36 protein-coding genes and 4 pseudogenes are annotated in these 23,022 nt (G+C 33.3%); 32 read left to right on the top strand and 8 right to left on the bottom strand.

Annotated elements, in window-relative coordinates:
- Nucleotides 1-17: 17 nt before the first annotated feature.
- The 5 genes from AZF08_RS00500 to AZF08_RS00480 all read right to left on the bottom strand — a co-directional run bounded on the left by AZF08_RS00500 (nucleotide 18) and on the right by AZF08_RS00480 (nucleotide 4,152).
- Nucleotides 18-1,565 carry a recombinase family protein gene (locus AZF08_RS00500; RefSeq protein ID WP_033672069.1) on the bottom strand — a complete coding sequence of 516 codons (1,548 nt, stop codon included), beginning with the start codon at nucleotides 1,563-1,565 and terminating at the stop codon, nucleotides 18-20.
- Between the two features lie 115 nt (nucleotides 1,566-1,680).
- Nucleotides 1,681-2,493, bottom strand: a complete 813-nt coding sequence (locus tag AZF08_RS00495; protein WP_033672068.1) for a hypothetical protein — start codon at nucleotides 2,491-2,493, stop codon at nucleotides 1,681-1,683.
- A 25-nt stretch (nucleotides 2,494-2,518) separates the two neighbouring features.
- The gene (locus AZF08_RS00490; RefSeq protein WP_033672067.1) at nucleotides 2,519-3,244 is read right to left on the bottom strand and encodes a cell envelope integrity protein TolA; all 726 of its coding nucleotides are present in this window, start codon (nucleotides 3,242-3,244) and stop codon (nucleotides 2,519-2,521) included.
- 29 nt (nucleotides 3,245-3,273) lie between these two features.
- Nucleotides 3,274-3,702: an ImmA/IrrE family metallo-endopeptidase gene (locus tag AZF08_RS00485; protein WP_033672066.1), complete on the bottom strand. Its 429-nt coding sequence runs from the start codon at nucleotides 3,700-3,702 to the stop codon at nucleotides 3,274-3,276.
- A 15-nt stretch (nucleotides 3,703-3,717) separates the two neighbouring features.
- Nucleotides 3,718-4,152, bottom strand: coding sequence for a helix-turn-helix domain-containing protein (locus AZF08_RS00480; protein WP_033672065.1), 435 nt, complete (start codon nucleotides 4,150-4,152; stop codon nucleotides 3,718-3,720).
- A 116-nt stretch (nucleotides 4,153-4,268) separates the two neighbouring features.
- Here AZF08_RS00480 and AZF08_RS00475 point away from each other — a divergent pair, with 116 nt between their 5' ends.
- From AZF08_RS00475 to AZF08_RS30635, 13 genes and pseudogenes are all read left to right on the top strand, one after another.
- Nucleotides 4,269-4,460, top strand: coding sequence for a helix-turn-helix transcriptional regulator (locus tag AZF08_RS00475; protein WP_033672064.1), 192 nt, complete (start codon nucleotides 4,269-4,271; stop codon nucleotides 4,458-4,460).
- A gap of 34 nt (nucleotides 4,461-4,494) precedes the next feature.
- On the top strand, nucleotides 4,495-4,743 hold the full coding sequence (locus AZF08_RS00470; RefSeq protein ID WP_033672063.1) for a hypothetical protein: 249 nt from the start codon (nucleotides 4,495-4,497) through the stop codon (nucleotides 4,741-4,743).
- 90 nt (nucleotides 4,744-4,833) lie between these two features.
- Nucleotides 4,834-5,421 (top strand): hypothetical protein, encoded by a 588-nt coding sequence (locus AZF08_RS00465; RefSeq protein ID WP_033672062.1) that lies wholly within the window; start codon nucleotides 4,834-4,836, stop codon nucleotides 5,419-5,421.
- A gap of 14 nt (nucleotides 5,422-5,435) precedes the next feature.
- Nucleotides 5,436-5,657: a hypothetical protein gene (locus AZF08_RS00460; RefSeq protein ID WP_033672061.1), complete on the top strand. Its 222-nt coding sequence runs from the start codon at nucleotides 5,436-5,438 to the stop codon at nucleotides 5,655-5,657.
- A gap of 179 nt (nucleotides 5,658-5,836) precedes the next feature.
- Nucleotides 5,837-6,127 carry a hypothetical protein gene (locus tag AZF08_RS00455; RefSeq protein ID WP_033672060.1) on the top strand — a complete coding sequence of 97 codons (291 nt, stop codon included), beginning with the start codon at nucleotides 5,837-5,839 and terminating at the stop codon, nucleotides 6,125-6,127.
- Nucleotides 6,128-6,227: 100 nt separating this feature from the next.
- Entirely contained in the window at nucleotides 6,228-6,404 is a 177-nt protein-coding gene (locus AZF08_RS30640) for a hypothetical protein (RefSeq protein ID WP_167332909.1), read from the top strand.
- A 94-nt stretch (nucleotides 6,405-6,498) separates the two neighbouring features.
- A pseudogene (locus tag AZF08_RS00450) lies at nucleotides 6,499-7,354 on the top strand (DnaD domain-containing protein).
- Complete coding sequence (gene dnaB, locus AZF08_RS00445) at nucleotides 7,351-8,682, top strand: replicative DNA helicase (protein WP_033672059.1); 1,332 nt, start codon at nucleotides 7,351-7,353, stop codon at nucleotides 8,680-8,682. Before AZF08_RS00450 ends, dnaB begins: the two are co-directional and overlap by 4 nt.
- Nucleotides 8,682-8,870: a hypothetical protein gene (locus AZF08_RS00440; protein WP_033672058.1), complete on the top strand. Its 189-nt coding sequence runs from the start codon at nucleotides 8,682-8,684 to the stop codon at nucleotides 8,868-8,870. The genes dnaB and AZF08_RS00440 overlap by 1 nt, the downstream gene beginning before the upstream one ends.
- Nucleotides 8,845-9,207 (top strand): hypothetical protein, encoded by a 363-nt coding sequence (locus AZF08_RS00435; RefSeq protein ID WP_033672057.1) that lies wholly within the window; start codon nucleotides 8,845-8,847, stop codon nucleotides 9,205-9,207. The genes AZF08_RS00440 and AZF08_RS00435 overlap by 26 nt, the downstream gene beginning before the upstream one ends.
- A gap of 76 nt (nucleotides 9,208-9,283) precedes the next feature.
- Nucleotides 9,284-9,475: a DUF3954 domain-containing protein gene (locus AZF08_RS00430; protein WP_033672056.1), complete on the top strand. Its 192-nt coding sequence runs from the start codon at nucleotides 9,284-9,286 to the stop codon at nucleotides 9,473-9,475.
- Nucleotides 9,476-9,512: 37 nt separating this feature from the next.
- Entirely contained in the window at nucleotides 9,513-10,148 is a 636-nt protein-coding gene (locus AZF08_RS00425; RefSeq protein WP_033672055.1) for a hypothetical protein, read from the top strand.
- Nucleotides 10,149-10,450: 302 nt separating this feature from the next.
- Entirely contained in the window at nucleotides 10,451-10,609 is a 159-nt protein-coding gene (locus AZF08_RS30635; protein ID WP_167332908.1) for a hypothetical protein, read from the top strand.
- 248 nt (nucleotides 10,610-10,857) lie between these two features.
- Here AZF08_RS30635 and AZF08_RS00420 read toward each other — a convergent pair whose 3' ends face one another.
- Entirely contained in the window at nucleotides 10,858-11,349 is a 492-nt protein-coding gene (locus tag AZF08_RS00420) for an exosporium protein D (protein ID WP_033672053.1), read from the bottom strand.
- A 482-nt stretch (nucleotides 11,350-11,831) separates the two neighbouring features.
- Here AZF08_RS00420 and AZF08_RS30360 point away from each other — a divergent pair, with 482 nt between their 5' ends.
- Nucleotides 11,832-12,002 (top strand): hypothetical protein, encoded by a 171-nt coding sequence (locus AZF08_RS30360; RefSeq protein ID WP_156029042.1) that lies wholly within the window; start codon nucleotides 11,832-11,834, stop codon nucleotides 12,000-12,002.
- A gap of 130 nt (nucleotides 12,003-12,132) precedes the next feature.
- On the opposite strand, the pseudogene AZF08_RS00415 reads toward AZF08_RS30360, so the two are convergent.
- Nucleotides 12,133-12,751: pseudogene (locus AZF08_RS00415) on the bottom strand (DUF7852 domain-containing protein); the annotation flags it as partial.
- 1 nt (nucleotide 12,752) lies between these two features.
- A complete protein-coding gene (locus AZF08_RS32325) occupies nucleotides 12,753-13,028 on the bottom strand; it encodes a DUF7852 domain-containing protein (RefSeq protein WP_456061892.1) in 276 nt (91 codons plus the stop codon).
- A 360-nt stretch (nucleotides 13,029-13,388) separates the two neighbouring features.
- Here AZF08_RS32325 and AZF08_RS00410 point away from each other — a divergent pair, with 360 nt between their 5' ends.
- From AZF08_RS00410 to asd, 18 genes and pseudogenes are all read left to right on the top strand, one after another.
- The gene (locus AZF08_RS00410) at nucleotides 13,389-13,670 is read left to right on the top strand and encodes a hypothetical protein (RefSeq protein WP_033672051.1); all 282 of its coding nucleotides are present in this window, start codon (nucleotides 13,389-13,391) and stop codon (nucleotides 13,668-13,670) included.
- Nucleotides 13,671-13,864: 194 nt separating this feature from the next.
- Complete coding sequence (locus tag AZF08_RS30625) at nucleotides 13,865-14,011, top strand: hypothetical protein (RefSeq protein WP_167332907.1); 147 nt, start codon at nucleotides 13,865-13,867, stop codon at nucleotides 14,009-14,011.
- 19 nt (nucleotides 14,012-14,030) lie between these two features.
- Nucleotides 14,031-14,501 carry an ArpU family phage packaging/lysis transcriptional regulator gene (locus tag AZF08_RS00405; protein ID WP_033672050.1) on the top strand — a complete coding sequence of 157 codons (471 nt, stop codon included), beginning with the start codon at nucleotides 14,031-14,033 and terminating at the stop codon, nucleotides 14,499-14,501.
- Nucleotides 14,498-15,040, top strand: a complete 543-nt coding sequence (locus tag AZF08_RS00400; protein ID WP_033672049.1) for a tyrosine-type recombinase/integrase — start codon at nucleotides 14,498-14,500, stop codon at nucleotides 15,038-15,040. The genes AZF08_RS00405 and AZF08_RS00400 overlap by 4 nt, the downstream gene beginning before the upstream one ends.
- Nucleotides 15,041-15,313: 273 nt before the next feature.
- A complete protein-coding gene (locus AZF08_RS00395) occupies nucleotides 15,314-15,868 on the top strand; it encodes a hypothetical protein (protein ID WP_033672048.1) in 555 nt (184 codons plus the stop codon).
- 423 nt (nucleotides 15,869-16,291) lie between these two features.
- The gene (locus AZF08_RS00390) at nucleotides 16,292-16,603 is read left to right on the top strand and encodes an HNH endonuclease (RefSeq protein WP_033672047.1); all 312 of its coding nucleotides are present in this window, start codon (nucleotides 16,292-16,294) and stop codon (nucleotides 16,601-16,603) included.
- 3 nt (nucleotides 16,604-16,606) lie between these two features.
- On the top strand, nucleotides 16,607-16,906 hold the full coding sequence (locus AZF08_RS00385; protein ID WP_033672046.1) for a hypothetical protein: 300 nt from the start codon (nucleotides 16,607-16,609) through the stop codon (nucleotides 16,904-16,906).
- Between the two features lie 189 nt (nucleotides 16,907-17,095).
- The gene (locus AZF08_RS00380; RefSeq protein ID WP_033672045.1) at nucleotides 17,096-17,608 is read left to right on the top strand and encodes a P27 family phage terminase small subunit; all 513 of its coding nucleotides are present in this window, start codon (nucleotides 17,096-17,098) and stop codon (nucleotides 17,606-17,608) included.
- The gene (locus tag AZF08_RS30355; protein ID WP_162177844.1) at nucleotides 17,595-17,753 is read left to right on the top strand and encodes a hypothetical protein; all 159 of its coding nucleotides are present in this window, start codon (nucleotides 17,595-17,597) and stop codon (nucleotides 17,751-17,753) included. The genes AZF08_RS00380 and AZF08_RS30355 overlap by 14 nt, the downstream gene beginning before the upstream one ends.
- Nucleotides 17,754-17,764: 11 nt before the next feature.
- Complete coding sequence (locus AZF08_RS00375) at nucleotides 17,765-17,995, top strand: hypothetical protein (RefSeq protein WP_153019471.1); 231 nt, start codon at nucleotides 17,765-17,767, stop codon at nucleotides 17,993-17,995.
- A gap of 76 nt (nucleotides 17,996-18,071) precedes the next feature.
- Complete coding sequence (locus AZF08_RS00370; protein ID WP_033672043.1) at nucleotides 18,072-18,872, top strand: SGNH/GDSL hydrolase family protein; 801 nt, start codon at nucleotides 18,072-18,074, stop codon at nucleotides 18,870-18,872.
- Between the two features lie 100 nt (nucleotides 18,873-18,972).
- Nucleotides 18,973-19,173, top strand: a complete 201-nt coding sequence (locus AZF08_RS00365) for a hemolysin XhlA family protein (protein WP_082245956.1) — start codon at nucleotides 18,973-18,975, stop codon at nucleotides 19,171-19,173.
- Nucleotide 19,174: 1 nt separating this feature from the next.
- The gene (locus tag AZF08_RS00360; protein ID WP_033672041.1) at nucleotides 19,175-19,417 is read left to right on the top strand and encodes a hypothetical protein; all 243 of its coding nucleotides are present in this window, start codon (nucleotides 19,175-19,177) and stop codon (nucleotides 19,415-19,417) included.
- A gap of 61 nt (nucleotides 19,418-19,478) precedes the next feature.
- Nucleotides 19,479-19,997: pseudogene (locus AZF08_RS00355) on the top strand (GH25 family lysozyme); the annotation flags it as partial.
- 138 nt (nucleotides 19,998-20,135) lie between these two features.
- Nucleotides 20,136-21,224, top strand: a complete 1,089-nt coding sequence (locus AZF08_RS00350; RefSeq protein ID WP_033672040.1) for a response regulator aspartate phosphatase — start codon at nucleotides 20,136-20,138, stop codon at nucleotides 21,222-21,224.
- Nucleotides 21,224-21,442, top strand: a complete 219-nt coding sequence (locus AZF08_RS00345) for a hypothetical protein (RefSeq protein ID WP_033672039.1) — start codon at nucleotides 21,224-21,226, stop codon at nucleotides 21,440-21,442. Before AZF08_RS00350 ends, AZF08_RS00345 begins: the two co-directional genes overlap by 1 nt.
- A 186-nt stretch (nucleotides 21,443-21,628) precedes the next feature.
- Nucleotides 21,629-21,817 (top strand): annotated as a pseudogene (gene spoVFB / locus AZF08_RS00340) (dipicolinate synthase subunit B); the annotation flags it as partial.
- 149 nt (nucleotides 21,818-21,966) lie between these two features.
- Nucleotides 21,967-23,013: an aspartate-semialdehyde dehydrogenase gene (asd, locus tag AZF08_RS00335; protein WP_033672037.1), complete on the top strand. Its 1,047-nt coding sequence runs from the start codon at nucleotides 21,967-21,969 to the stop codon at nucleotides 23,011-23,013.
- Nucleotides 23,014-23,022 lie beyond the last annotated feature (9 nt).

Genomic DNA, 23,022 nt, shown 5'->3' with positions numbered 1-23,022 from the left:
CGACAAAAAGCAAACGCTTATTTGTCGCCATCTTTAGGGAGCTTAGGGTAAAGCACAAGCTTGAAATCATCGAGCCTTTGCCATTTTTCTTTCGTGTAAACAGCCTTTTCCAAAACGGACTTTAACAGGCTATTCTTTTTCTTTGGATCATCTGTTTTGAAATACAGATCTAATACATGCTCTACTTGAGGAATTGTATCTTTCTTTACTTTTTCTTTTTTGACTTCATTATTAATTTCTTTTTGAAGGTTCTCCATCATTGCAGTAATTTCATTCATACGATCTGATACAACATTAGAGCGTTCTAAAAACATATCAACAGTATAAACGCCTTGTTCTAATAAATCGTGCAAATTATTTTTTTGCTTTTGCACATCCACTAATTCTTTTTCAAGCTTGCGTAAAGCAGCTTGATTTATTTGTATTACTTGTTTTTCTTTTGAAAGACTGTCTTGATTATTTTTATCGAAATCAGCTTTGTAGTTTATATACCATTCCTTTAACGCCTCGAGTAAACGTTTTTCAATTAACTCTGTATAGCTTGATTTGTTGTCACAACCACGATGTTTACAGTCCATTGTATACTTTCGTTTGTTAGGATAACGTTGCACCATGCTATATCCGCATTTCCCGCATCTTATGACCCCAGCTAGTGGATTCTTTAATCCATTCGTATTATAAGGAACATGATATCTCGTATTTAATTTCTCCTGTGCTTTTTCGTATAAGCTTTCTGAAATAATAGGCTCATGTTTTCCATCTGCAATAATCCAATCCGATTTATCTTGTCTCGCGCAGCTACGTTTTACGCTATCTGGACGTTTCACTTCTTTTCTTTTTTGCCACGTTACTTTTCCGATATAAATATTATTTTTTAACATATCCAATACACTGTATGGATTCCAATCGTTTCCTAGCTTGCTCTTGTAGCCAAGTTGATTTAATTTGTTCGTAATGACAGAGGCACCCATATCTTCATTTGCGTACCATTCAAATATCATGCGTACGACAGAAGCTTCCTCTGGATTAATAGCTAATGTACGTTCTCGTTTATTTAAACGATGGATATCATATCCGTACGGTGCATTTGTACCAAGGTAATTCCCAGCTTCTACGCTTGCTATACGACCACGTTGCATACGACGAGTAATAATCTTTAATTCTTTACGTGCCATAAACGCTTCAAATTCGCTGTATTCTTCGTCCCACTCATCATTAAGATCATAAGTCTTTCTTGGTGTCATAATCTTCGTATTCGAGCGTTTAAACGTCTCTAAAATGATTCCTTGTTCTTTCATACCACCACGACCTAAACGGTCCATATCCATACAAAGAACAATATCATACTTGTTGTCTTCAATTTCTTCAAGTAAGGCCAACATTTCAGGACGTTTAACTAAACTCTCACCAGAAACGATTTCCTCACGGATAGCTAGAACATTTAAATTTTTTTCCTTAGCGATTTTCAGTAGGGTAGTGCGATGTTTTGCTAATGTTTCACCTTCACCGCGTGCCTCAGCTTCGAGATCCGCACGGGATTTACGTAGGTAGATTGCGGTTTTCATAGTTAGACCTCCTTGTTATTAGTTATTATACGAGAAATAGAGAGATAGAAGAAGTAAATGGAATTAACGGTATAAGAAAAGCTCCTGGATAGGAGCTTTATTGCTATGTTAATGATTAATTTAAAGTAAAATGTTCGTGTATTTTATACTCTAGGTATATTTCTGAAGAAAAATCACATACATAAAAATGATCTTTAAGCTTTTTATCAGCTTGAATGCATAGAGTTCTTTTATCATCAATTATATGTATATGGATTAATGGTACACTGGCTTGAATAGCGTTTAATTGTTCTTTAGTTATTTCTTTTGTTTGGTATTTAGGGCGAGATAATCTGTGAATTTTCATTAATGAGTTAGTATGTAGGAAAATTAACATAATGAATAATATCACAATTATAGAATATAATTGTGAGTCTTTTGAATCTAGTACAATACCACTAAAACAAAATGACCAAAAGATTCCCCCGCTTAAAACTTGTAAAACGAATAAGAATGTTAAGTAATTGATTAATTTTCTAATTCTTATAATTTTATTAGGATTACATTTTCTTAACTTTTTATAAATTACCGTACTAAAAATAGGATAAATAATAATTAAAATAACTAAGGAAGTTAAGAGAAAGAAACGCAATATATCTTTGTTATGCATTAAGGTATTATAAGAATTAAAATGGAAAGTTGTACTTATAATACCATACGTATAACACATCAATAATGCTCCAACAAAAAAGTTAGAAAGGTCTATTTTTTTTTGTTGCGTGCTGTCAAGAAAGAGACGATCTACATGAGTGGTTGTTGTCACTAAGAAGAATTGTCTAAACGTAAAAACAGCTGAACCAAATAATATAGTCAGTGATAAATTTATTAATAAATTAACAGCTGGAAGAGCTTTGAAAAAATCAGTATTATTTAATAAACTTATATCCATGTTCTCGTTTCCTTCCTTTTTTATTTTAGTAGGTCGTAACGAATTTCTCAAAGAAATCCATACGTTTTTTCTTATCATATACGTATGGATTATTAAACTTTTTACTCCAAGACTGATCTTCAACTTTTAAATCTTCAATTTTAAATCCAAGATATGAATTCAAAGATTTTCTATCCAAACTAGTACTATATGTTTTCCCATCGAATGGAAGAGTCATTTTTACGGTATTTAAATTAGGGAATTGTCTTAGTAATCTAGCAGGTTCACTTACAGACATTTTCTCAATAGCATCTCCAGTTGAAAAATATTGTTTATATTGTTCTTCTGTATTTGTACTAGTAGGATTAGCTGATTTATAAGATACAAATGAATCATGGAATGTAATTTCAGCTTCATTATTGTTAAGCTTCATATCTTTAATAAAGTTTCCGCCTCTGATGTTTTGAGCATAGGATACAAACTCTTTTTGCTTTTCTTCAGCTTCCTTTTGTTCTTTAGCTTTTTGTTTCTCTTCGGTTTTTTGCTTTTCTTCAGCTTGCTGTTTAGCAAGAATCTCTTGTTTTTCTTGTGGTGTCATATTCATGTTAACTATAATTAGCGAAATGATAGATAAAGCAAAGGCTATACCAGTAAACTTGAAATATTTCGAAGTGTTCGTTTTCTTTTTAAAACGAAATACTAATGATGTGATTAATAAAACGAATGTAGCAATAATCGCTATTACGAATAAAAATGAGAAAAAGATTTTCATCTATGTAACTCCTAACCTATAAATTTATATTAATACGTTTTTAAACGAGCAAATCCTCTTGGAATCCCATGGATTTCCGCAACCTCTTGAATAGATAGATTGGTATTTTTATATTCAGAAACTATTTCATCAGTAAGCAATAATTCCACAGCAAAAGTATTCGCTTCAATTTCTAATCGATCTACTGAAAAGAATGTTTGATTACGCAAGAAGGGGGTATTTGATTTAGGGTGAAGTAAAGCATGTCCTAATTCGTGTGCACAAACAAATCGTTGTATTATTTCATCAATTTGATTATTGATATGAATGAATTTAAAGCGTTTATAGGTGTTGTAAAAACCAAGAGTATTCCCAAGGTCTTCAAACAACACAATAATATTTTTTCGTCTAGCAATTTCAAATGGGTTTGTAGTTCCGTGTTTTTCTGCGATTTTGAGTGCGTATTGTTTAATGTCCATTTTTCGCTCCATTCATTATTTCTTATACTTGTTTGGAGTGAATTTTTGCTTGGCAAGTTGTTTTGCCATGCGCATAGAATTTTCCAGAGAGATACGAATCATTTCCTTTGTATGCTCATCCATAGGTTCACCATCGAACATAAGGGCATCCTCACTATTCTCTAGATCTTCTAAAGTTTTTTCCAAGTCCTTGGCAATATCACGTTCTTCTTTAATAGATAAATTAGATGGTTCATTAGATACCATTTCTTTTTTTTGTGTCCTATCTAATAAATAATCTGTTGATACTTCAAAAAAATCTGCGATTTTCTTTAAGGTATCATAATCTGGTTCACGCTGACCTTGCTCATAATTAGCTAATTTTCCTCTTGAAAAGCCCAATCGTTCAGCAAGCTCATATTGACTTAGTTTTTGTTTTTTCCTAAGTTCTGAAATCTTTTTTCCAAGCATAAATTCTTCCCTCTTTCTAAATAAGAATAGGTGCTTTTTTTCTTAATTATAGAAACGTTTAGTTTCTCTATATTAGAGGTATAAGGAAACGAAATGTTTCTTTAGGGGGTGAACTAGTGGATAAAAAAAGAAATAAAATGATCGAGTTTAGAAGTGGTCAATCGAGAATAGTCTTAGCAAAGAAGTTGAAAATTACTCCTCAAATGTTAGGAGCAATTGAACGAGGCGATAGGACACCTTCATTAGAATTAGCCAAAAGAATAGCTAATTTTTATAAAACTACAATTGATGATCTTTTTTTTGATTAAAAAGGAAACGAAATGTTTCTATGGAGGTGAGAAAATGTCAGTACTTCAAATGGCAGTACCAATAGATCAACAGCATAAACATATAAAAAGCACTTCAAGAGGTGACACCATGAGCCAACAAGAAGAATATGCAGCGACTTATGAATTTGGAAAAACGAAAGTCTACGTTGTGGCTCCTGAACCTAAACCGCAAAAGGAGATTGATAAAATCCTTCAAGCATATTACGAGGCTGGTTGGGCCATCATCAAAGAAATGCAAGTGAAAGAAAACGTTGAGGAATAGCTCCTCTCTTTTTACATAAAAAATAGACAAGTTATGTATGTACTAAATTCATTGTAACCATTTAAAAACTTAATATGGAGGCGAACAAATATGGGAACAAGCATATACTGCAATTCAGCAATAGGGGAATTGTTACAGAATGCTAGAGAATGTTGTGACGATGTTCATTTGAAAACTAAGAAAGGACTATCTAAGTACCTTGGTATTACACATGAACGATTAACTCGTATTGAATCAGGACTTTCTAAACCAGAGTTTGAGCTTGCAATGGATTGGTGTCATGCCACGGGAGCGAAGTTAAATCAACAAGCGATTAAGCATATTTATGGTGTTGGTTTACCGCCTACAGATCCACGTTTAACTCAAGATGTGAATTTACAATTGATGAACTACATTAAACAAGCTGAAGAGGGGATTGTGGCAGCAAAGGAAATTATGAACTTGCAAGTTACAACAAGATCATGGCAACTGGATGAAAAGAGGAAACATGAATACGCAGTTCATGCAAAGGAAATTTTCGATACAATCCAAGCCACGCAATGTGTAGTACAAGCTTTAGAAAAAGTGCATTTTGGCATTATGGAGCAAATACAAAGAAGCTGGTTACAAAAGGCTATGTCGGAAAACGTTATTATTCAATCGGTAGATAGCTTAATGGCTTTAACAAAAGTTTTGTAAAGGAGGAAGTGTAAATGACAGTAGATTACAAGAATCCAAGCTTAGGAGAGTATAAGGAACTAATTCGTTATGATGCCAAGTTAACTGGTGAAATAAAAATAGCTAAAACATTTAATGATGATGAAAAATCCGTGGAGTTAAAGCAAGAGAAGAAGTTAGTGGGAATCCGAATCAAAATTATTGAAGCATCATTTACATTAAAACATAAATGGGCAAAAGAAAAAGCTACCGCCTAGACAACAGTAGCTCTGAAACAATTTGATAAAGCAATTATAACATTTTATTAATCATTTGGACAAGCCACTGTGCTTGTCGTTATGACCAGAAAGGAATTGTTCCTCGTACCCCTACAAAACGACTTTCTGGTTGTAACGATGCGTACAGCATCAACTCAAATAGGAAGGAGGCGTAATTCATGACACATAAATACGATCGTCTTCATGATCTAGTTCTTCCAGGGGACTATTCATTTGCGAATAAACTTCATAACTGTATGATTGCATGCATTCATAACATGTTTAATGCAAAATCTGCCGAAGAATCAAATCGCTGGGAAGAAGAACTGGAGCGATGTATGAAAGAATTTAAAATGCTTCGTGATACAAAAGAAGAACATGAGGCATCGATGAGTTATCGTGTAGTGATTAAAGATTTAAGAGTAAAAGTAAAAGGAGTTAATGCCTCCTTAGTAATACGTAGAAAATAAAAAATCTATCACTTGGCAGAGTGATAGATCAATAGCTTTCAAAAATTAAGTTAGGTTAATTATACCAAGTCGAAAGCGATATAACAATGGAGTGTGTTGTATGCTTTTAGACAAATCATTACATAGAGTGTTGCTGAATCCTAAGATATTTCAGCAAGCGACATCAGAGCAGCACCTAAATTACTTAGTAAAACAATATTTAACAACAGGATACAAGAATTATCGCTTGTTACGTATAGAAAACGGATTTGCGATATGTAAACGGGAGGATGAATAATATGGCAGTTTATAGACCAGTACATGTTTCATTTTGGCAGGATTCATTTGTTTTAGATCTTACACCGGAGGAAAAGTATTTTTACTTGTAATTAATGACAAACAGTAAAACGTCTCAATCAGGCATTTATGAGCTTCCACTTCGCATTATTGAAACAGATACAGGATATAACCGCGAAACTGTTATGAAGCTATTAGAGCGTTTTGCTGAGTACGGAAAAATTAACTATAACCAAAAAACAAAAGAATTATTTTTAATTAACTGGTTAAAGTTCAATCCGATTAAAAATGTAAACATTGAAAAGTGTGTTTTAAAAGAAATCCAATCTGTGAAAGATCAAGATTTTTTAGTTGATTTTTATGAAACTTGTTTGCAATTAGAAGAACAACAAGACTTTAAAATTTCTCGTATTAGGGAGTATTTATCAGTCCGTTTGAAGGGGCTTCGAAGACCCTTGTAAGGAAGAAGAAAAAGAAGAAGAAAAAGAAAAAGAAAAAGAAAAAGAAAAAGAAAAAGAAAAAGAACAACAAGAAGAATGTGCGGATGTTGTTGAAGTTAATCCAATTTCTTTTTACGAACAAAATTTCGGACTTATTACTCCTTTTATCGCAGAAGGTATTCAAGCTTGGGAAGATGACTTAAATGCAGAACTTGTTGTTAAGGCGATGGAGATTGCTTTAGAAAAAAATACTAGAAACATGTCTTACGTAAATACCATTTTACGAGATTGGCATCTTAAAGGTCTGAAAACAGTAGCTGATGTTGATGCAGCTGATAAAGAGTTTCGTGCTAAGCGAACGGTGAAGGTACAACAACAGCCAGCTTACCAACAAAAAGGTTTATCTAAATCGACTAAGCAAGTATTAAACCAACAAGAATCTTGGAAAGAAAGTATTCCTACTGAAGAAGAACTTCAAGTGTTTTTACAGAATAATGGGTGGGCGCAATGAGTAAAGAAATCATTCGCAATGTAGAAGCAGAACAAAGTGTTTTGGGAGCTATTATCTTGGAAGGAGATTTGATTAAAGATTGTCAGTTAAAAGAAAATCAATTCGCACTTCCAACACATCAAGTCATTTTTAAAGCTATGCGTGAATTAGATGGTGATGAAAACCCGATAGATCTTGTGTCACTTGTTGCAAAGTTTGATAAGGCTTTTATACAGCAAATCGGTGGGATTGACTTTTTTATTAATCTAGCTGATTCAGTTCCTACAACAAAGAACTTTTCATATCACGAAGGTTTAGTTATCGAATCTTGGAAAATGCGTCATGCTCAAGAAGTTGCTGGGAACTTATACAATCGTATCCAAAATGATAAAGATATTAGCGCAATTAGTAACACGGTTGATCAGTTGAATGCGATTGAGGAAACAGGATACTCGGAAGAATTTGATTTGAATGGAACATTAGTTGATCTATACAAGGAAATGCAATTAGATGTTGGTGATTTAACTGGAATTAACACTGGATATACAGAATTGAACAATATGACTTCTGGTTTTCAAGAGGGAGATTTAATTATTGTTGGTGCTCGTCCGTCGGTGGGAAAAACAGCATTTGCGCTTAATATTTCATATCATGCAGCTGAAACAGATACAGCAGTAGCCATATTTTCGCTTGAAATGAGCAACAAACAATTACTCAAACGAATGGTTTCTAGCGTTGGAAACGTGGACGCGATGAAAATGAAAAACCCAAAGAAATCATTTAACTTAGATGATTGGAATAAGGCTTCAAAAGCTATGGGAATCATTAATAAATTACCTCTTGAGATTTACGATGATGCTGGTATGACAATGCAAGAAATCTATAGCAAAACAAGAAAGCTCAAACGTAAGCACCCAGGCAAAAAGGTATTAGTCATGATTGATTATTTGCAGCTTATTACAGGTGATCCAAAGCACAAAGGAAATAGGATGCAAGAATTAAGCGAGATTAGTCGTAAATTGAAATTAATGGCTAGAAAATTAGGCGTGTGTGTAGTTGCTTTATCGCAACTTAGTCGTGCGGTAGAGAGCAGACAAGATAAACGACCAATGCCATCAGACTTACGTGAAACAGGACAAATTGAACAGGATGCAGACATTATCACACTCTTATATCGTGAGGATTATTACGATAGGGAAACGCCAAACAAAAATATGATTGAAATTATAATTGCCAAGCAAAGAAACGGACCTGTAGGAAGTGTAGAACTAGCTTTGGTTAAAGAGTTTAGTAAGTTTGTTAATTTAGAGCGTAGGTTTAATGATCAACCTAGACAGGAGGTGCAATGATGTTGCTACGACAAGAAGTTGAACGCAGAAGACTATTTATCATTCGTAAATTACTAGGTTTAGGATTAGCTGAAATAAATGGGCGAACATTGGATCAATTAACTTTAACGCGGCTTGAAGGGATTTTAAAAGCAGGTTTGCAGGTATTGGAGGGAAAGAACAATGCCAAAGCAGTTGACAATATTTGATGTTGAACCAGTTGTATCATTTGACCCTAAGAAAGCCCATGTTCATCGTTTAAATTCACAATTACGTTTTGCTGACGTAGTTGTCCAAGTGCCACGTCAGGCAAAAGCAATCGATGAATTGAAGCCAACGACAGCACCTGATGATCGTTATGAACTATTTGAAGATTACACGATTGGAATTTGGCGTTATAAACGAGTGGAGGACAAGCATTTTGATTGGGAAGACGCTGAGAAACTTTGTAAAAAAGCAAGAGATAATAAAGATCCAATTCCGATACGACTTCATTTATCAATGGAACAGTCATTTTTTCCAGAAAATGTTGTGCAATATTTATAGCCAAATAAAAAAGCCGAGATTGCTCCCGACATAATTATTCGACAAAGTAATTATAACACATATGGGAGTGGTTCCGGTGACAATCATTAGAGAAAGTATTGCAGAAATGAAAGCTGAAATTTCTTTAGCTGAAAATATGATTTATGTCGTGAAAGATGGACAAGTTCATCAGATAGAACCACCAACAAGCGGTCATGGTGAACAGTCATTTGTATATAAGAATGGAAAAGTAACTCGTGTAGATGAACGGAAAACACAATTAATTTAATACAATTTGAATTTTATTAAGAAATGGGGAATGAGAGATGACAAAGGTAACAGTTGAATTAACAGAAAAACAGGCTGAGTTTTTAAAGTTATTTAGTGAAAAACAATATCCAGGTGCGGATGATAACAGACATACATGTGATGCCTTTCATGTTGTTCAGAAGAAAAGAGACCGCTTTATTCCATACAGCGAAGATATTTCAGATTATTTTGATCCAGATCATTTAAAGTTTTGTGTAGATGAAGATCGTGAGTCTTGGAATGACGATGAAACTGAAGCTGTTAGGGAACATTATGAGTGGATAGAGAAAGAATGCCCAGTTGAAATAAAACCATTTGACGATTTGGAATACAATCGTGTAGTTGGAGTAGATGGAGAAGAAAGATTCATTGCGAGTTTTGATGATTATTTTGCACATTATGGTATTGAGACGTTTTATATGGCTTGGGTAGAAAAAGAATGGGAAAACGTAGCGTTCTTTTTCATCCTAGAAGAAGCTAAACACTATCAAAAATATCAATCTCATAATCTAGGGAAATCGAGAATTTATACGTATTCCGCTGGTTATGACAATAGAGGAGATTTTACTCATTTCCGAGATCTGTTAATGAAGATGGGACAAGAGTTAAATAAAGAATCTCAGCAGAAAGAAGAAACTGCAGCAGTCAGCTGATTTAAACAAAATAGTTATTTTAAATGAGTAAGGCCCTTACTCGAAGTAGGGGCCTACTGAAAAGAATATCGTATTTCAAGTGTAAGTGTAACATGACTACTTCTCTATATGTGTGAAGAAAACGTGAAAAGAATGTGAAAAAGAATTATTTGAATAGAAAGGGAGAATGAGAGAAATGAAAAAGAAACCAGTTGAGGAAATGACTTTGGATGAACTTTGGGAACAAATCGAAAAAGAAGGTGGCATTCAGATCCATTCTGAAAGCTAAACTAAACAAAATCCTTATTTTGGAGGGAACAAAGATGAGTGAAGAAACCATCACTATTAACATTCCACCAGTGGAAGAGTGGCCATTAAAACAACTCAAATCAGTTTGTAGACATAATAAAATAAAAGGTTATACAAAGATGGGTCGTGAGCAGTTAATACAACATGTAAGGGTAATTTTGGGATATAAGTAATGAAAAGGTTTATTGCTTTTATAAAACATTACTATATCGAACCAGCTAAAACAAAAGAATTTTGGATGTATTACATCGTTATTATAAGTATTATTTACTGGGTGAATAAGGGAATTTAAACAAAAACGCTATTTTGTAGGGGAATTATGAATAGAAGATGAATAAATATGAAAATTGAGAATGATTGGATGATAGTGGGGAACAGAAAAGGAACCCTATATATTAAGAGTTCCTTTGTTTGATTTTATCTAACAATCATAGTCGTATTCACTGTAATATTCATCGCAATAATCATTTCTATGATTTCTATCATTACAACAGATGCAGAACGTTTTTTGGATAAATACACCAAGACTACCCGCATCATCAGTAGTAGCATTTGAAAGAATGAGACTTTGAAAATCTTCTACTTGAAATATTCTTGTTTCAGTGGGGCTTAATATAGCGGTAATTGGTAAGCGAGAACCTCTTGTTTGAATAGTTACTCCAATGGGTGCAGAAGTACCGGTAACAAAAAATTGAAGTAATGTTTTATTATGGTTATTAGTAAAATCTTCAAAAAGTGTTCTTGAAGTATTAGTTGGTAGGAAAACATTTAGAGGTATATTTCCAGTTAAATTTGTTCCCGTACCGGCAATTGTATGAGTTTCAACAAAACAGTTATCTTTTTGATGGTGAGAATGCGATTGATATCGTTTTTTATAAATTTTTTTACCATCTTTATAAAAATAATCAGCCATCGTAGTATTTCATCCCCTTGTCTTTATTTGTCTGTATATATTATCTAAAAAGTACAAAGGATGATTGGACAGAATGGTATAAAGTCTTATTGTATAAAAACTTTATTTGGTATCTAAATTTCACATAAAAAAGAGCACTAAATAAGTGCTCTTTAGAAAAATTAAAATGCTTTATACTCATAACGTTATATCTTAAAGTTTATTTTCGTTACAAAATAACAAAAATTTCATTTGATTAAAAATCTCCATACAGAAAAGAGCACCTTTGAACAGTGCTCTTTAAAGAGGAAATGAAATAATGAAGTTAATTCAGTGGATGTAAAAGAATACCTTTTTCATCCCAGAAGCATTAGTTTTTTGCCTCAAAATAATATATGAGCACCGAACTAAGAAAGTGATAACAAAAAACAAAAGAGCAGCTAGCAAGGCTAACTGCCATGTTAAAAAAAGAAAACCGTGCTTAGTAAGTGGCAATCTGATAAATGACGGTTTATTTACAGTATGGACGAGATTCAGAAAATTATGCAGGAGGGGAAGCGTATCGTATGAGCCAATTGTCATTCTTTGAAGACATTAATGAAAAAGGGATGCGTAGACTTGTGGTGAAAGTGCTGAAAAACTACAAAGCATTTCGTGTCCAGATGAAACATTAAGAAGAACAAAACCAAGCTGGATGCGAGGTTCTTCTTCGAGTTAAGGGGTACTTAAAATTTAAAAAGAGCCCTAAGTATATTGGACTCTTTCAAGGACAGAGCCACCAAAGAGATGATGACTTCAGGTATGTTAAACGTTTACTTGTTGAGTTTGTAAAACTTTCAAAGTAAGATCTAATACAATTTTTTCACGCAGTGTATCAAATTCCTCATTTATTGGTGTTAGGCATGGCGAAAAATCTAGTTCAAAGAAATCTGCACGTATTAATTCACAGTACGGTTGCTCATTATAGAAAACAGTATTTTCAAAGAAATACTTATCTAAACGAGGTAGATCGCCGTTTTTCGGATTAATGAATTGGGATCTGTTTGATNTACGGTTGCTCATTATAGAAAACAGTATTTTCAAAGAAATACTTATCTAAACGAGGTAGATCGCCGTTTTTCGGATTAATGAATTGGGATCTGTTTGATGAACCAGCAGCGATAAGTGGTGGAGTTAAGAAATCCTCTTCAGTTAAATCAGCAAAACCAGCAAATTGGACATTTGCAGTACGATATTGAAGGTTTCCATTACAATCATCCGTAGCATATTCAATGTTTTTACGAATATAACCTTCTACAAATAATTTTGCTCGCGTTATTTCACGGAATTGTGTGTCATTAACTGGCTCGAACGCAACTGGTACAAGTTTACATTGTGTTAAAAATACATCCTTTAACACACGTTTAATTTCTACTGCTGCAGGGTTATTGTGTGTCATTAACTGGCTCGAACGCAACTGGTACAAGTTTACATTGTGTTAAAAATACATCCTTTAACACACGTTTAATTTCTACTGCTGCAGGGTTAAGGTCTATATTTGCTTCTACAACAATTTGAATTGTTCTCTCTGCTAAAACAACTGGGATTTTCACCCGTGCATTTTGTCTAACAACAGCTTGCTCTGCTGCTTGATCATTAAGTGGAATTTGAGTTTGCGCTGGAACTTGACATGGTACGTTAATTGGACATTGGTCACTCATATTAACATGTCTCCTTTTTATAGTGAATTTAGAATTTCACTAGCTCTTTACGTTATTAACATATTCTCTGCTGCTACTTATGCCTGTGCTTGTATAATAGTTGATTTTATTATTTATTGAAAAACTTATATGTTTACAATAAATTGACGATAAAATGTGATGATTTTTATTACAAGATCTGTGTAATGGACAAAATCTATGAAACCTCTGAAGTATGAAAAATTTAATAAAATAATCCTTTGATCAAGAAGTTGCATTTTAAAACGCGATAGAAACAATGAAGATTTAAAGAAGAAATGATAATATTGTTATTAGGTCATAGTTGTACAAAAACTATATTTCTACAAAGGGGATGGAATAATGAAAAAATTAACTGACATCATTTCATTAAAACATATTGAGGATGCAGAGGGGCCGAAATTTCAATATAGTATTTGTATTCATACTAAGAGAGATATCCAACTTAATCAGCAACTTAATTCTCTTGAATATAAACAAGAAGAAGTGATTCAGCATGAACTAGTTAAATTTATTGAAAATCCAATTAATGCAGAGGAATTTCTTATAATAGGTAAAGAAGCTATTAAGGTCGACGAAATAATATATATAAAAGTAGATTCATTTACATACATTGGATTTTAATTAAATAAAGGATTTATAATTTATTTAATAAAATCCTTTAAAAAGGCGAAAAAACATAAGGAAATGATATAATAATAGCAATTAAACATTTAGTCCTACTGGAAGAACCAGCGGACATCGAACTATAGGAGCATTAATAACATTGCTCTGTAGTTTGGTGTCCGCTTTTTTTATTTTGCTTAGAGGTGATGGGGATGAAAAAGATTCGTAATCAACAGCAAAAGAAACAGAATAGGCATCAGAAGAAAGAAAAATTAAATGTTAGAGATATAGAGGAATTAATGGGTATCCGTAGACCGAGATATGAACGTGGTCATGGTGGAGCATTTAGACAAAAATAAAAAACTTGGAGGAATTAATATGAAAAAACAATTATCATTCAAAATGCCAGTTGTGGATGGAAATAGAACAAAGAAAGCAGTTGAAGAAGTATTTGAAGTGTATCGTCAGTATTTAGCAACAATGCCAAGTGATATTTCACCTAAGATTACACCATCTTATTGTATTATTCCTCCATCATGTACAAATGCTTTTCATAGTTCCACGGAAGAAATTGCTATTGAAAGAATAGAATACGAGCAAGAACGAAATGAATTTATGAATTGGGTTTATGAAGGAGTTAATCGTTTGAAAGATGATGAACGTCAAATAATAGTAGAAAGATTTATGGGTGAGGTGCCAGGGTACGATCCTGATATTTGGTTAGAGCTTGGAGTAGGGAAAACCAAGTATTATAAATTAAAAGGACAAGCATTATTACGATTAGCTTTCAACTTGAAAATAGAAGTATATAAAAAGAATTATAGATCAGCAGAGGTGAAAAGTGCATGAACCTTGTCCAGCCAATTCGCGATAAAGACGCTATTCAAGAAATTAAAGAGTTTTTTAAGGAACAGAATGAGCGCAATTACATTTTGTTCCTTCTTGGTATTAATACTGGGTTACGAATTTCTGATATATTACGACTTCGGATCCGTGATGTAGAAGGTTGGAGTATCTTTATCCGGGAAAAGAAAACAAAGAAAGTAAAAGAAGTGAAGATGCCATCAGAACTAAAGAAAGCAATAAGGGAATATGCAAAAGGAAAACCCAAGAATGAATTTCTCATTAAAAGTAGAAATGGAAAGAATAAACCTATTACTAGATCAATGGCGTATGTCATATTGAATCAAGCAGCAAGGGAGTTTGGCTTGGAACGAATCGGTACTCATTCACTTAGAAAAACATATGGATATCATCACTATAAGCAGTTTAAAGATGTAGTGGTTTTGCAGCGAATGTTAAACCATACGGATCAAAAGGAAACATTAAGATATATCGGAATTGAACAAGATACATTAAATGATTATCAAAAGAAATTCAAAATCTAAGGATTTTATTTTTTTATGCATTTTTTGAATTTGCTACAAAAGAAAAGTGTCAAATTGGTTTTGCTGACATGTTGAAAAGCTTGGTGGTTCTAAGAGAAAGCAAGATGGGTTAATTCAACACAATATGGTTTGTAGTGAATTCAGTTTTAGAGATTATTAATCTTAAATGTCAAAAACTATATAAAAAAGGATGAAAAATGAAGCAAAAGAAGATGGTGCAGTAGAAGAAAGTATTACAAATTCGTTATAATCAATTAAAAGGAGGATGAAAGAATGACTTTACTTACTGCTATGGTTCGAGGGAATCAATGTGTCTTATCTGGCGATTATAGACAAACATCTATTAAAGATGAGACTGAGTATTACGATAATGTCGAAAAAGTAGTTCAAGCTAACAAGAATATTTTATTAGGGTTCAGTGGAGATGTTTTCTTCTCTCAAATATTAGGACCGAAGATTTACCATTTTGTAAAAGAAGACTCTACAGTCGATGATATTGCAATAGAGATAAGTAAGTTATTAAAGAAAATTGCTACACCCAAAACTCAACAAACTATCTTTTTAGTTGGAAAAGGGAATGATGAAAAAACAACTATTATTGAAGTTTCACATCATAATGGCTTTGAAATTACTAAATATCAAGGTGAAACTTACTGGCTTCATACCATATCAGAAGTTAATCCTGGAGAGCTCATAAGAAGTAATATATACAGTTTAGATGAGAATATAGAGTCTTTGATTAACTTTGCTAAAGAAGTAAATCACACAGTTAGTCAGAAAGATAATTGGGTATCACCAAAATGTAAAGTGATATCTTTAACAGTATAAACGTGAACTATCTGCGAACTATTCGCGGAGGATTTGCGAACGATTTGCGGACGAAATTAGATTTTAGACATGATATATTTGTATTGTGAGAAGTGGCGGAAAACACAACTCACATAGATAACTCTAAAATTCTAAACGGTTCCATATTGACGGTACATTTTAAAAAAATCCGTAACCAGATTCAATGGTGAAGATTGAATGAAACCCGTTGATACAGAAGAGCTTTTGCTCTTCTTTCAGTCGCTAAAACCGAGGCATATGTACTAGGGAAAGACATATACTGTTTGGCGATTGAAAGAGGCGTGAAAACACCTTAACCAAACTTAACTAGATGTGAAGCGCACAAACATGACTTGTCTATTGTGAAAGCCGTTATCCTATGGGGTAGCGGTTTTTAATTTGTTTAAGTGAGGTGGAATAACAATGGAAAAGCGAGAGTTTATTAATTTAATAAAGACAGATAAACTTATGAAGTTCTATAAATCTAAAGAGTGGCGGCAGTTGAGAGTCAAGGTTTTGCAACGTGACAACTATGAATGTTGTATGTGCAGGGACAAAGGGAAGTATCGCAAAGCTGATTGTGTTCATCACATCAAAGAAGTGAAAGAGTATCCAGAGCTTGCACTAACCTTTGAGAATCTCAAGTCTCTTTGCAATCAATGTCATAACGAAGTACATGATCGTTTAAAGGCACAAGATAAGCCACCAGCGTTCGTTAATGAAGAGAGATGGTAATACATGATTATCAATGATAACGGTCGTGAGTACGACACTGACTACCTTGAAAGAGTATGGCTGAAAGTGCCAGGGGAAAGAACAAGCGTAGAGCGTGACATATTCAATGCTGGTGCTAGGTTCATTTACTATCGATACACACAGATCAGAGACATTGTTAATCGTAATCGATGTAATAATCTAACGATAGATAAAGTGAAAAGACTTTTAGATATTAATAGAGTTCAAATGTTTTTACCAATAACTGAAGAAGAAATAAATTATATTATTTCTTTTATTGAACAAAATATTCAAATTAAATAAGTACCCCCCTTAAAATAAAATTGAATTTTTTTGGGGGGAACGTTCAACGGGAGGGGGACGTCGGAAAAAATATTTTTTGACATTCTCACATGAGGGGGAGGGGTGCACACAAAAATAAGGTTGCACCCAGTATAAATTGCACTCAATAACCGTTGTGAATTTATCAGAAAAGTGGGGTGGTGAATATGGATGAATAATAATTCAACACTTCATGAACTCGCTTATGACGACTATTTAAGCGGTATGAAGTATAAAGATATTGCTGATAAATACAGCGTTTCTATTAATACAGTTAAGTCTTGGAAAAAGAGACATAATTGGCAAAGAGAAGATGCACCCAAAACAACAAAAGTTGCATCTCGAAAGAATGGGGTGCGAACAGATCCAAAACAAAATGAGTTGAGGGATTTAATTAAAAAAGATCTCATGACTCAGTTAGAAGTGAATGGGACATTCGGTGCTCATTGTACTGATTTAGTAGCTGACTATATGGCACTTTGGGATATAAAGAACAACCTCATTGTTGATATTGAAGAAAGAGGTGTAGTTGTTGAATGGTCTAACGGTAAACAAACAGGGAAAAAGAAAAATGAAAGCATTAGTGAACTGAATAAAACGAATGCTCAAATGTTGAAACTTTTAGCTGAACTAGGATTGAAAGCAACAGAGGTAGAAAAGGAGGATGATGATGAAGACGTATAATTATCATCCCTATATTGATGACTACATGCAAATGGTTGAAAGTGGAGAAATCAACGCTTGCAAAGAGCAAAAACAACTCATGGAATTTATACGATGGAAGTTAGATCAGCAGGGAGAAATGATGATTTTAATTTTAAACAAGTGAGATTCGCAGAAATGCAACAGTACCATTTTGATAAGAAAATAAATAATGTGTATGCATTAGGGAATTACTTAGCGACAGGTAAATTCGCGTCTAAAACTTTTGAATCTACCCCAAAACCACCAGTAGATACATTAAATAAATCATACAGACTCGCAATATCTCCAAACGTTCATGATGCTGGAAATGCACAAATGATTCATGGGTTATGGAGTGTAAGTTGGATTATTAATCAATCTGAATAATAAAAGGATTTAACAAATAAATCCTTTTATATGGTAAATTAAACTTATCACAATTACTTCTGGGGGATTTATCAAGATGAATTTGAAAAAGGTAGCAACCATATCTATCACATTAAATGCAACATTGTTTCTTTTAGGAGGTTATTTCATCTACACAAATGGAGGGAGTTCTTTTATCAAAGATAAAATATCATTTTTCACAAGTGATGATAGAGAATTAGAGACACCATCAGAACCCAAAATAAAGGGTACTGAAGTATCATCATCTACAGGTAGTAATAATGATAAAAAAAGAGCGTTTACTCCATTGCATAAAGTACGAGAATCTGTATTTAATAGTGCTGTCTCTGTAGAAACGGGAGTAGTATTTTTGGGAGATAGTCTAACAGATTATAATGAGTGGGGAGAAGCTTTCCCGCATGTTAAGACTTATAATCGGGGGATTAGTGGAGATACAACTATCGATGTGATAGCTCGTTTAAATCAAGTGATTGATTTAAAACCATCTAAAGTATTTCTTATGGTTGGCATAAATGATTTGCGAGCTAAAACACCAAAAGAAGAAGTCGTAAAAAACTACAATAATATAGTTAAACAATTAAAGACAAAATTACCAGGTACAAAAATATTTATTGAGAGTATACTTCCTGTTCATGTATCTAAGCCTTCTAATTTAAACAATGAGGATGTCAATTGGATAAACAGAGAGCTTGAAAAAATAGCTAAAGAGAATGAATATACATTTATTAACTTACATCCTTTATTTGTGGATAATGATGGCCGATTAAAGAAAGAGTGGACAGTTGATGGAGTGCATATAAATGGCGAAGGATATAAAGTATGGGAAAATGAAATTAAAAATTATGTTTATCGATAAGTAATTTTCTAACAAAATACGGCTTTGAGTGAATTCAATTCATAAATCAAGAGGAGGAGCGATGTCGCTTCTCTTTTTATTTTGAAATGAGGTGATAACAATGGAGAGATGTAAAGAGTGTGAAGAGAACAAAACGAAGATGCAAAGTGTAGAAATACGTCTTGCAGTTGTGGAAAGTAAAGTAGCAAAAATTGAAGAAAACATTGAAAAAATCCTAAGTAATACGAATTGGCTTGTAAAAAGTATTGTTGGTGGTGTTATCGCAGCCGTTCTAGCTTTTTTATTGAAGGGAGGTGTATAAGATGAATGAAGTTCTAAAGAAATATGTTAATCCAGAGATTTCTATTTTATTATTTGGTTTTTTAGGTTCTATTAAGTTACTTCTCGATTCGTTAGGGTATCACATCATTACTGACAATATTATTAGTGCTGTTGTTAACATCATTTGTTGGGGGATTGTAATCGGAACAATGGTGACTAATACTTATCTATCGAAACACCGTCAAAAGCAAAAAGAGACACTTCAAAATAAAGGTTTACTGTGAGCATTGTCAAAAGACATTGCTCTTTTTTATTTAAAATAACAATACGGAAGAGGTAAAAACAATGAAAAAACATATTATCGATATTTCAAAATGGAATGACAGCATTAATTGGGATGTACTAGCCCCTCAACTTAGTTTGGCAATTTGCCGTGTTCAGTATGGATCAGATACAGTAGATGGATTATATAAACAACATGTAGCTCAATTAGAGAAATGTGGCATTCCACATGCAGCCTATGCGTATGGCTGTTATGTAAGTGTTGCGGATGCAATTGTAGAAGCGAAAGATTTTATGGCAAGAACAAATCCTAACGCTAAATTCTTAGTATTAGATTGTGAAGATGATACATTAAAAAGTTGTGGTCCCGATAATTTAGCAGCTGCTTCCCAAGCTTTTATTGATACATGTAAAGCTGCAGGGTGGAAAGTAGGATTTTATGTATCCCATCATATGTATAATCAATATGGATTAAATAAAGTAAAAGCGGATTTCTTATGGATTCCTCGTTATGGCGGTAACAAGCCAGACTTTGCAAGTGATTTATGGCAATATGCTGACGGAGAAACAGGCGGTTGGCTTTTTTTGTTGCTGTTATCGTCCGATTTATATTCTGTTATTTATTTATCAAGTTTCTAACAGAAGAATTGTAATCCCTAACCCTCTTAATTGTGGTAATATTTAGATAATTATAGATAAAATGAGGAGGATGAGGGCGCTATGAGCACACCTGTAGTAACTAAAGAACAAATTAAGCATTCATTAGATACTTGGTATCAATCAATATTAAAGCAAGATTTTGTTCAATCAAAATTATTAAAAGAAGAGATTGAATCAAATATTATTAATATGAAAGAAGAATCAAACATATTATTTTATCATTCGCTATTAGATTTTCGTTACAAAGTATTGACTGATAGTTTAAGTATCACAGTTGATTGTTTTAATAAAATTGACTCTTTTTCTATTCCTGAAGATGCACTTCTAACACATTATTATCACTTATTCAAAGGAATTCATTTAATGTACATTTCTAATTACAATGAATCGAAAAATCACTTTGAAAAAGCTGAAAAACTACTACAATATGTACCTCATGTATTAGAAAAAGCTGAATTTTATTATCGATTCGCATATCTCTCTTATCAGTCTTATCAAACGCTATTAGCAATTGACCAAGTTCGTTTAGCAAAAGCAGAATATGAAAAACATTCTGGTTATGAAACCTGCATTGCATTATGTGAGAACATTTTTGCGATGTCTTGTATTGATCTAAAACAATTTGAACAAGCAGAAGAGAGCCTTACAAAAGCACTAGACGTGTTCAAAAAAATAAATATGGAGCGATTCACGTTAATGGTTCGAAATAATTTAGGATTATTGTATGCAAATCAAAATTTATCCGAATCAGCGATTCGTCACTTGTCAGAAGTAACAAAGCAATCTCCAAAACATTTCCGTGCAATTTATCTAGAAGCAGATGAATATTTGAAGTTAGGTGAACATGAAAGAGCTGAAGCATTAATAGAAAAAGGGTTACATATCTGCAATCAGTTAAAAAATCAGGAATATCAGTATCGTTTCATGATTTTAAAAGAAATGAATACAAATACAGGTGCATTAGAAAAGGCTGTTTTGGCAGGAATTTCATACTTTGAAAAAGAAAAATTATTTGATTGTATTGAAGAATATACAGACCGTTTAGCAGAAAAATTTTATCATGAAAGCAATCATGAAAAAGCAAGTGAATATTATCATATGAGTAAGGAAGCAAGACAAAAACAAATGATTAAAGGAGCGTTAAAATAATGAAAAAGATTGTATTAAGTGCGTTAGGATTTGTATTTACATTATCTATCTTAGGAACAAATACTTTTAGTGCGACTTCACTAAACAAAGGCGATGGCGGAGCACCTGCAAGACCAGATTTAGTCTACAATGTAGGTGATGGTGGAGCGCCTGCTAATGCTGATGCCGATGGTGATACAGGTGGATCCCAACAAGAAACTAACGTTATGAGTGTTTAATAAAATACAATTTATTCATAAAAAAGAACGCCATCCCTCACAGTAGGCGTTCTTTTTTTATTTAACAATAGGGATTATCTAAAAACTCAATATTCCAATTAAATGTTAAAGGTTTATATAAATTGAAAACAAATTATATAATAGAAGAAATATAAAAATGATCGTAAATTTTGTTGTCACCATGTTGGTGTAAACCTTATGCGTCTAATGGCAACAAAACATATATATTTTGTACCATTTGGGCAGGACTCTCCAGAGAAAAAACCTAACTCAATGGTAGCTCGTATGGAGCTACTTGAAGATACGATAGTAGAGGCATTGGAAGGGAAGCAATTGCAACCAGTTGTTGTAGAAAAATTCAGATATATGAATTAAAAAACGAAAAAAAACAGACATTTTTTTATGAAACCATCATTCTTACCGCAGAATATGATAAAATTAACGTTATTAAGATTAGAAGGGGTACTCTATACTCCTTCTAATTCTAAGTATAGAAGGATTGGTATCTAGAAAGGGGCATAGTGATGGAAAAGCAAAAAACTTTTCATGTCGCTGTAGTTGGAGCAACCGGCGCAGTTGGTGAACAAATGTTAAACACTTTAGAGAAACGAGAATTTCCAATTGGGAAGTTAACGTTACTTTCATCTAAACGTTCTGCAGGAAAGAAGCTTGTATTTAAAGGAGAAGAATTCACAGTACAAGAAGCAACTCCTGAAAGCTTTGAAGGAGTTGATATTGCACTCTTTAGTGCAGGTGGATCTGTATCTAAACAGTTAGCACCAGAAGCAGCGAAACGTGGTGCAATTGTTGTTGATAATACAAGCGCATTCCGTATGACGGAAAATGTGCCACTTGTTGTACCTGAAGTGAATGAAAATGACTTGAAAGAGCATAGTGGTATCATTGCAAATCCAAACTGTTCTACAATTCAAATGGTAGTTGCTCTTGAACCAATTCGTCAGCAATTTGGTTTGAAACGAGTAATCGTTTCCACATACCAAGCTGTATCAGGTGCAGGTGCTGCGGCAATTGAAGAACTTCATGAACAATCACAAGCAATTTTAAATGGGGAAGAAGTAAAAGCGAACGTTTTACCTGTATCAGGTGATAAAAAACACTTCCAAATTGCTTTTAATGCCATTCCACAAATTGATAAATTTCAAGATAATGGATTTACATTTGAAGAAATGAAAATGATTAATGAAACGAAAAAAATTATGCATATGCCCGAGTTAGAAGTAGCAGCGACATGCGTGCGATTACCTGTTGTATCAGGTCATTCGGAGTCTGTTTACATTGAAGTGGAAAAAGACGGTGTAACAGTAGAAGAAATGAAAAATCTACTTGCAAATGCAGAAGGAGTTGTATTGCAAGATAATCCGGCAGAGCAATTATATCCAATGCCATCTACTGCAGTAGGCAAAAACGAAGTGTTCGTTGGACGCATTCGTAAAGATTTAAATAATGAAAAAGGATTCCATCTTTGGGTCGTATCTGATAACTTATTAAAAGGTGCTGCGTGGAACTCTGTTCAAATTGCAGAACGATTAGTAAAATTACAATTAGTGTAAACGGCTAAG

It is taken from the genome of Bacillus gaemokensis (genome assembly GCF_001590835.1).
Taxonomy (GTDB): domain Bacteria; phylum Bacillota; class Bacilli; order Bacillales; family Bacillaceae_G; genus Bacillus_A; species Bacillus_A gaemokensis.
Note: the sequence above shows the minus strand (reverse complement) of the source record. Positions and strands in the feature narration are given on the sequence as shown.

What these genes read in the sequence shown, in the direction of transcription:
- AZF08_RS00500 (WP_033672069.1), bottom strand. Translation starts at nt 1,565, where the DNA reads ATGAAAACCGCAATCTACCTACGTAAATCCCGTGCGGATCTCGAAGCT.
- AZF08_RS00495 (WP_033672068.1), bottom strand. Translation starts at nt 2,493, where the DNA reads ATGGATATAAGTTTATTAAATAATACTGATTTTTTCAAAGCTCTTCCA.
- AZF08_RS00490 (WP_033672067.1), bottom strand. Translation starts at nt 3,244, where the DNA reads ATGAAAATCTTTTTCTCATTTTTATTCGTAATAGCGATTATTGCTACA.
- AZF08_RS00485 (WP_033672066.1), bottom strand. Translation starts at nt 3,702, where the DNA reads ATGGACATTAAACAATACGCACTCAAAATCGCAGAAAAACACGGAACT.
- AZF08_RS00480 (WP_033672065.1), bottom strand. Translation starts at nt 4,152, where the DNA reads ATGCTTGGAAAAAAGATTTCAGAACTTAGGAAAAAACAAAAACTAAGT.
- AZF08_RS00470 (WP_033672063.1), top strand. Translation starts at nt 4,495, where the DNA reads ATGTCAGTACTTCAAATGGCAGTACCAATAGATCAACAGCATAAACAT.
- AZF08_RS00465 (WP_033672062.1), top strand. Translation starts at nt 4,834, where the DNA reads ATGGGAACAAGCATATACTGCAATTCAGCAATAGGGGAATTGTTACAG.
- AZF08_RS00460 (WP_033672061.1), top strand. Translation starts at nt 5,436, where the DNA reads ATGACAGTAGATTACAAGAATCCAAGCTTAGGAGAGTATAAGGAACTA.
- AZF08_RS00455 (WP_033672060.1), top strand. Translation starts at nt 5,837, where the DNA reads ATGACACATAAATACGATCGTCTTCATGATCTAGTTCTTCCAGGGGAC.
- AZF08_RS30640 (WP_167332909.1), top strand. Translation starts at nt 6,228, where the DNA reads ATGCTTTTAGACAAATCATTACATAGAGTGTTGCTGAATCCTAAGATA.
- dnaB (WP_033672059.1), top strand. Translation starts at nt 7,351, where the DNA reads ATGAGTAAAGAAATCATTCGCAATGTAGAAGCAGAACAAAGTGTTTTG.
- AZF08_RS00440 (WP_033672058.1), top strand. Translation starts at nt 8,682, where the DNA reads ATGTTGCTACGACAAGAAGTTGAACGCAGAAGACTATTTATCATTCGT.
- AZF08_RS00435 (WP_033672057.1), top strand. Translation starts at nt 8,845, where the DNA reads ATGCCAAAGCAGTTGACAATATTTGATGTTGAACCAGTTGTATCATTT.
- AZF08_RS00425 (WP_033672055.1), top strand. Translation starts at nt 9,513, where the DNA reads ATGACAAAGGTAACAGTTGAATTAACAGAAAAACAGGCTGAGTTTTTA.
- AZF08_RS30635 (WP_167332908.1), top strand. Translation starts at nt 10,451, where the DNA reads ATGAGTGAAGAAACCATCACTATTAACATTCCACCAGTGGAAGAGTGG.
- AZF08_RS00420 (WP_033672053.1), bottom strand. Translation starts at nt 11,349, where the DNA reads ATGGCTGATTATTTTTATAAAGATGGTAAAAAAATTTATAAAAAACGA.
- AZF08_RS30360 (WP_156029042.1), top strand. Translation starts at nt 11,832, where the DNA reads ATGACGGTTTATTTACAGTATGGACGAGATTCAGAAAATTATGCAGGA.
- AZF08_RS32325 (WP_456061892.1), bottom strand. Translation starts at nt 13,028, where the DNA reads ATGAGTGACCAATGTCCAATTAACGTACCATGTCAAGTTCCAGCGCAA.
- AZF08_RS00410 (WP_033672051.1), top strand. Translation starts at nt 13,389, where the DNA reads ATGAAAAAATTAACTGACATCATTTCATTAAAACATATTGAGGATGCA.
- AZF08_RS30625 (WP_167332907.1), top strand. Translation starts at nt 13,865, where the DNA reads ATGAAAAAGATTCGTAATCAACAGCAAAAGAAACAGAATAGGCATCAG.
- AZF08_RS00405 (WP_033672050.1), top strand. Translation starts at nt 14,031, where the DNA reads ATGAAAAAACAATTATCATTCAAAATGCCAGTTGTGGATGGAAATAGA.
- AZF08_RS00400 (WP_033672049.1), top strand. Translation starts at nt 14,498, where the DNA reads ATGAACCTTGTCCAGCCAATTCGCGATAAAGACGCTATTCAAGAAATT.
- AZF08_RS00395 (WP_033672048.1), top strand. Translation starts at nt 15,314, where the DNA reads ATGACTTTACTTACTGCTATGGTTCGAGGGAATCAATGTGTCTTATCT.
- AZF08_RS00390 (WP_033672047.1), top strand. Translation starts at nt 16,292, where the DNA reads ATGGAAAAGCGAGAGTTTATTAATTTAATAAAGACAGATAAACTTATG.
- AZF08_RS00385 (WP_033672046.1), top strand. Translation starts at nt 16,607, where the DNA reads ATGATTATCAATGATAACGGTCGTGAGTACGACACTGACTACCTTGAA.
- AZF08_RS00380 (WP_033672045.1), top strand. Translation starts at nt 17,096, where the DNA reads ATGAATAATAATTCAACACTTCATGAACTCGCTTATGACGACTATTTA.
- AZF08_RS30355 (WP_162177844.1), top strand. Translation starts at nt 17,595, where the DNA reads ATGAAGACGTATAATTATCATCCCTATATTGATGACTACATGCAAATG.
- AZF08_RS00375 (WP_153019471.1), top strand. Translation starts at nt 17,765, where the DNA reads ATGCAACAGTACCATTTTGATAAGAAAATAAATAATGTGTATGCATTA.
- AZF08_RS00370 (WP_033672043.1), top strand. Translation starts at nt 18,072, where the DNA reads ATGAATTTGAAAAAGGTAGCAACCATATCTATCACATTAAATGCAACA.
- AZF08_RS00365 (WP_082245956.1), top strand. Translation starts at nt 18,973, where the DNA reads ATGGAGAGATGTAAAGAGTGTGAAGAGAACAAAACGAAGATGCAAAGT.
- AZF08_RS00360 (WP_033672041.1), top strand. Translation starts at nt 19,175, where the DNA reads ATGAATGAAGTTCTAAAGAAATATGTTAATCCAGAGATTTCTATTTTA.
- AZF08_RS00350 (WP_033672040.1), top strand. Translation starts at nt 20,136, where the DNA reads ATGAGCACACCTGTAGTAACTAAAGAACAAATTAAGCATTCATTAGAT.
- AZF08_RS00345 (WP_033672039.1), top strand. Translation starts at nt 21,224, where the DNA reads ATGAAAAAGATTGTATTAAGTGCGTTAGGATTTGTATTTACATTATCT.
- asd (WP_033672037.1), top strand. Translation starts at nt 21,967, where the DNA reads ATGGAAAAGCAAAAAACTTTTCATGTCGCTGTAGTTGGAGCAACCGGC.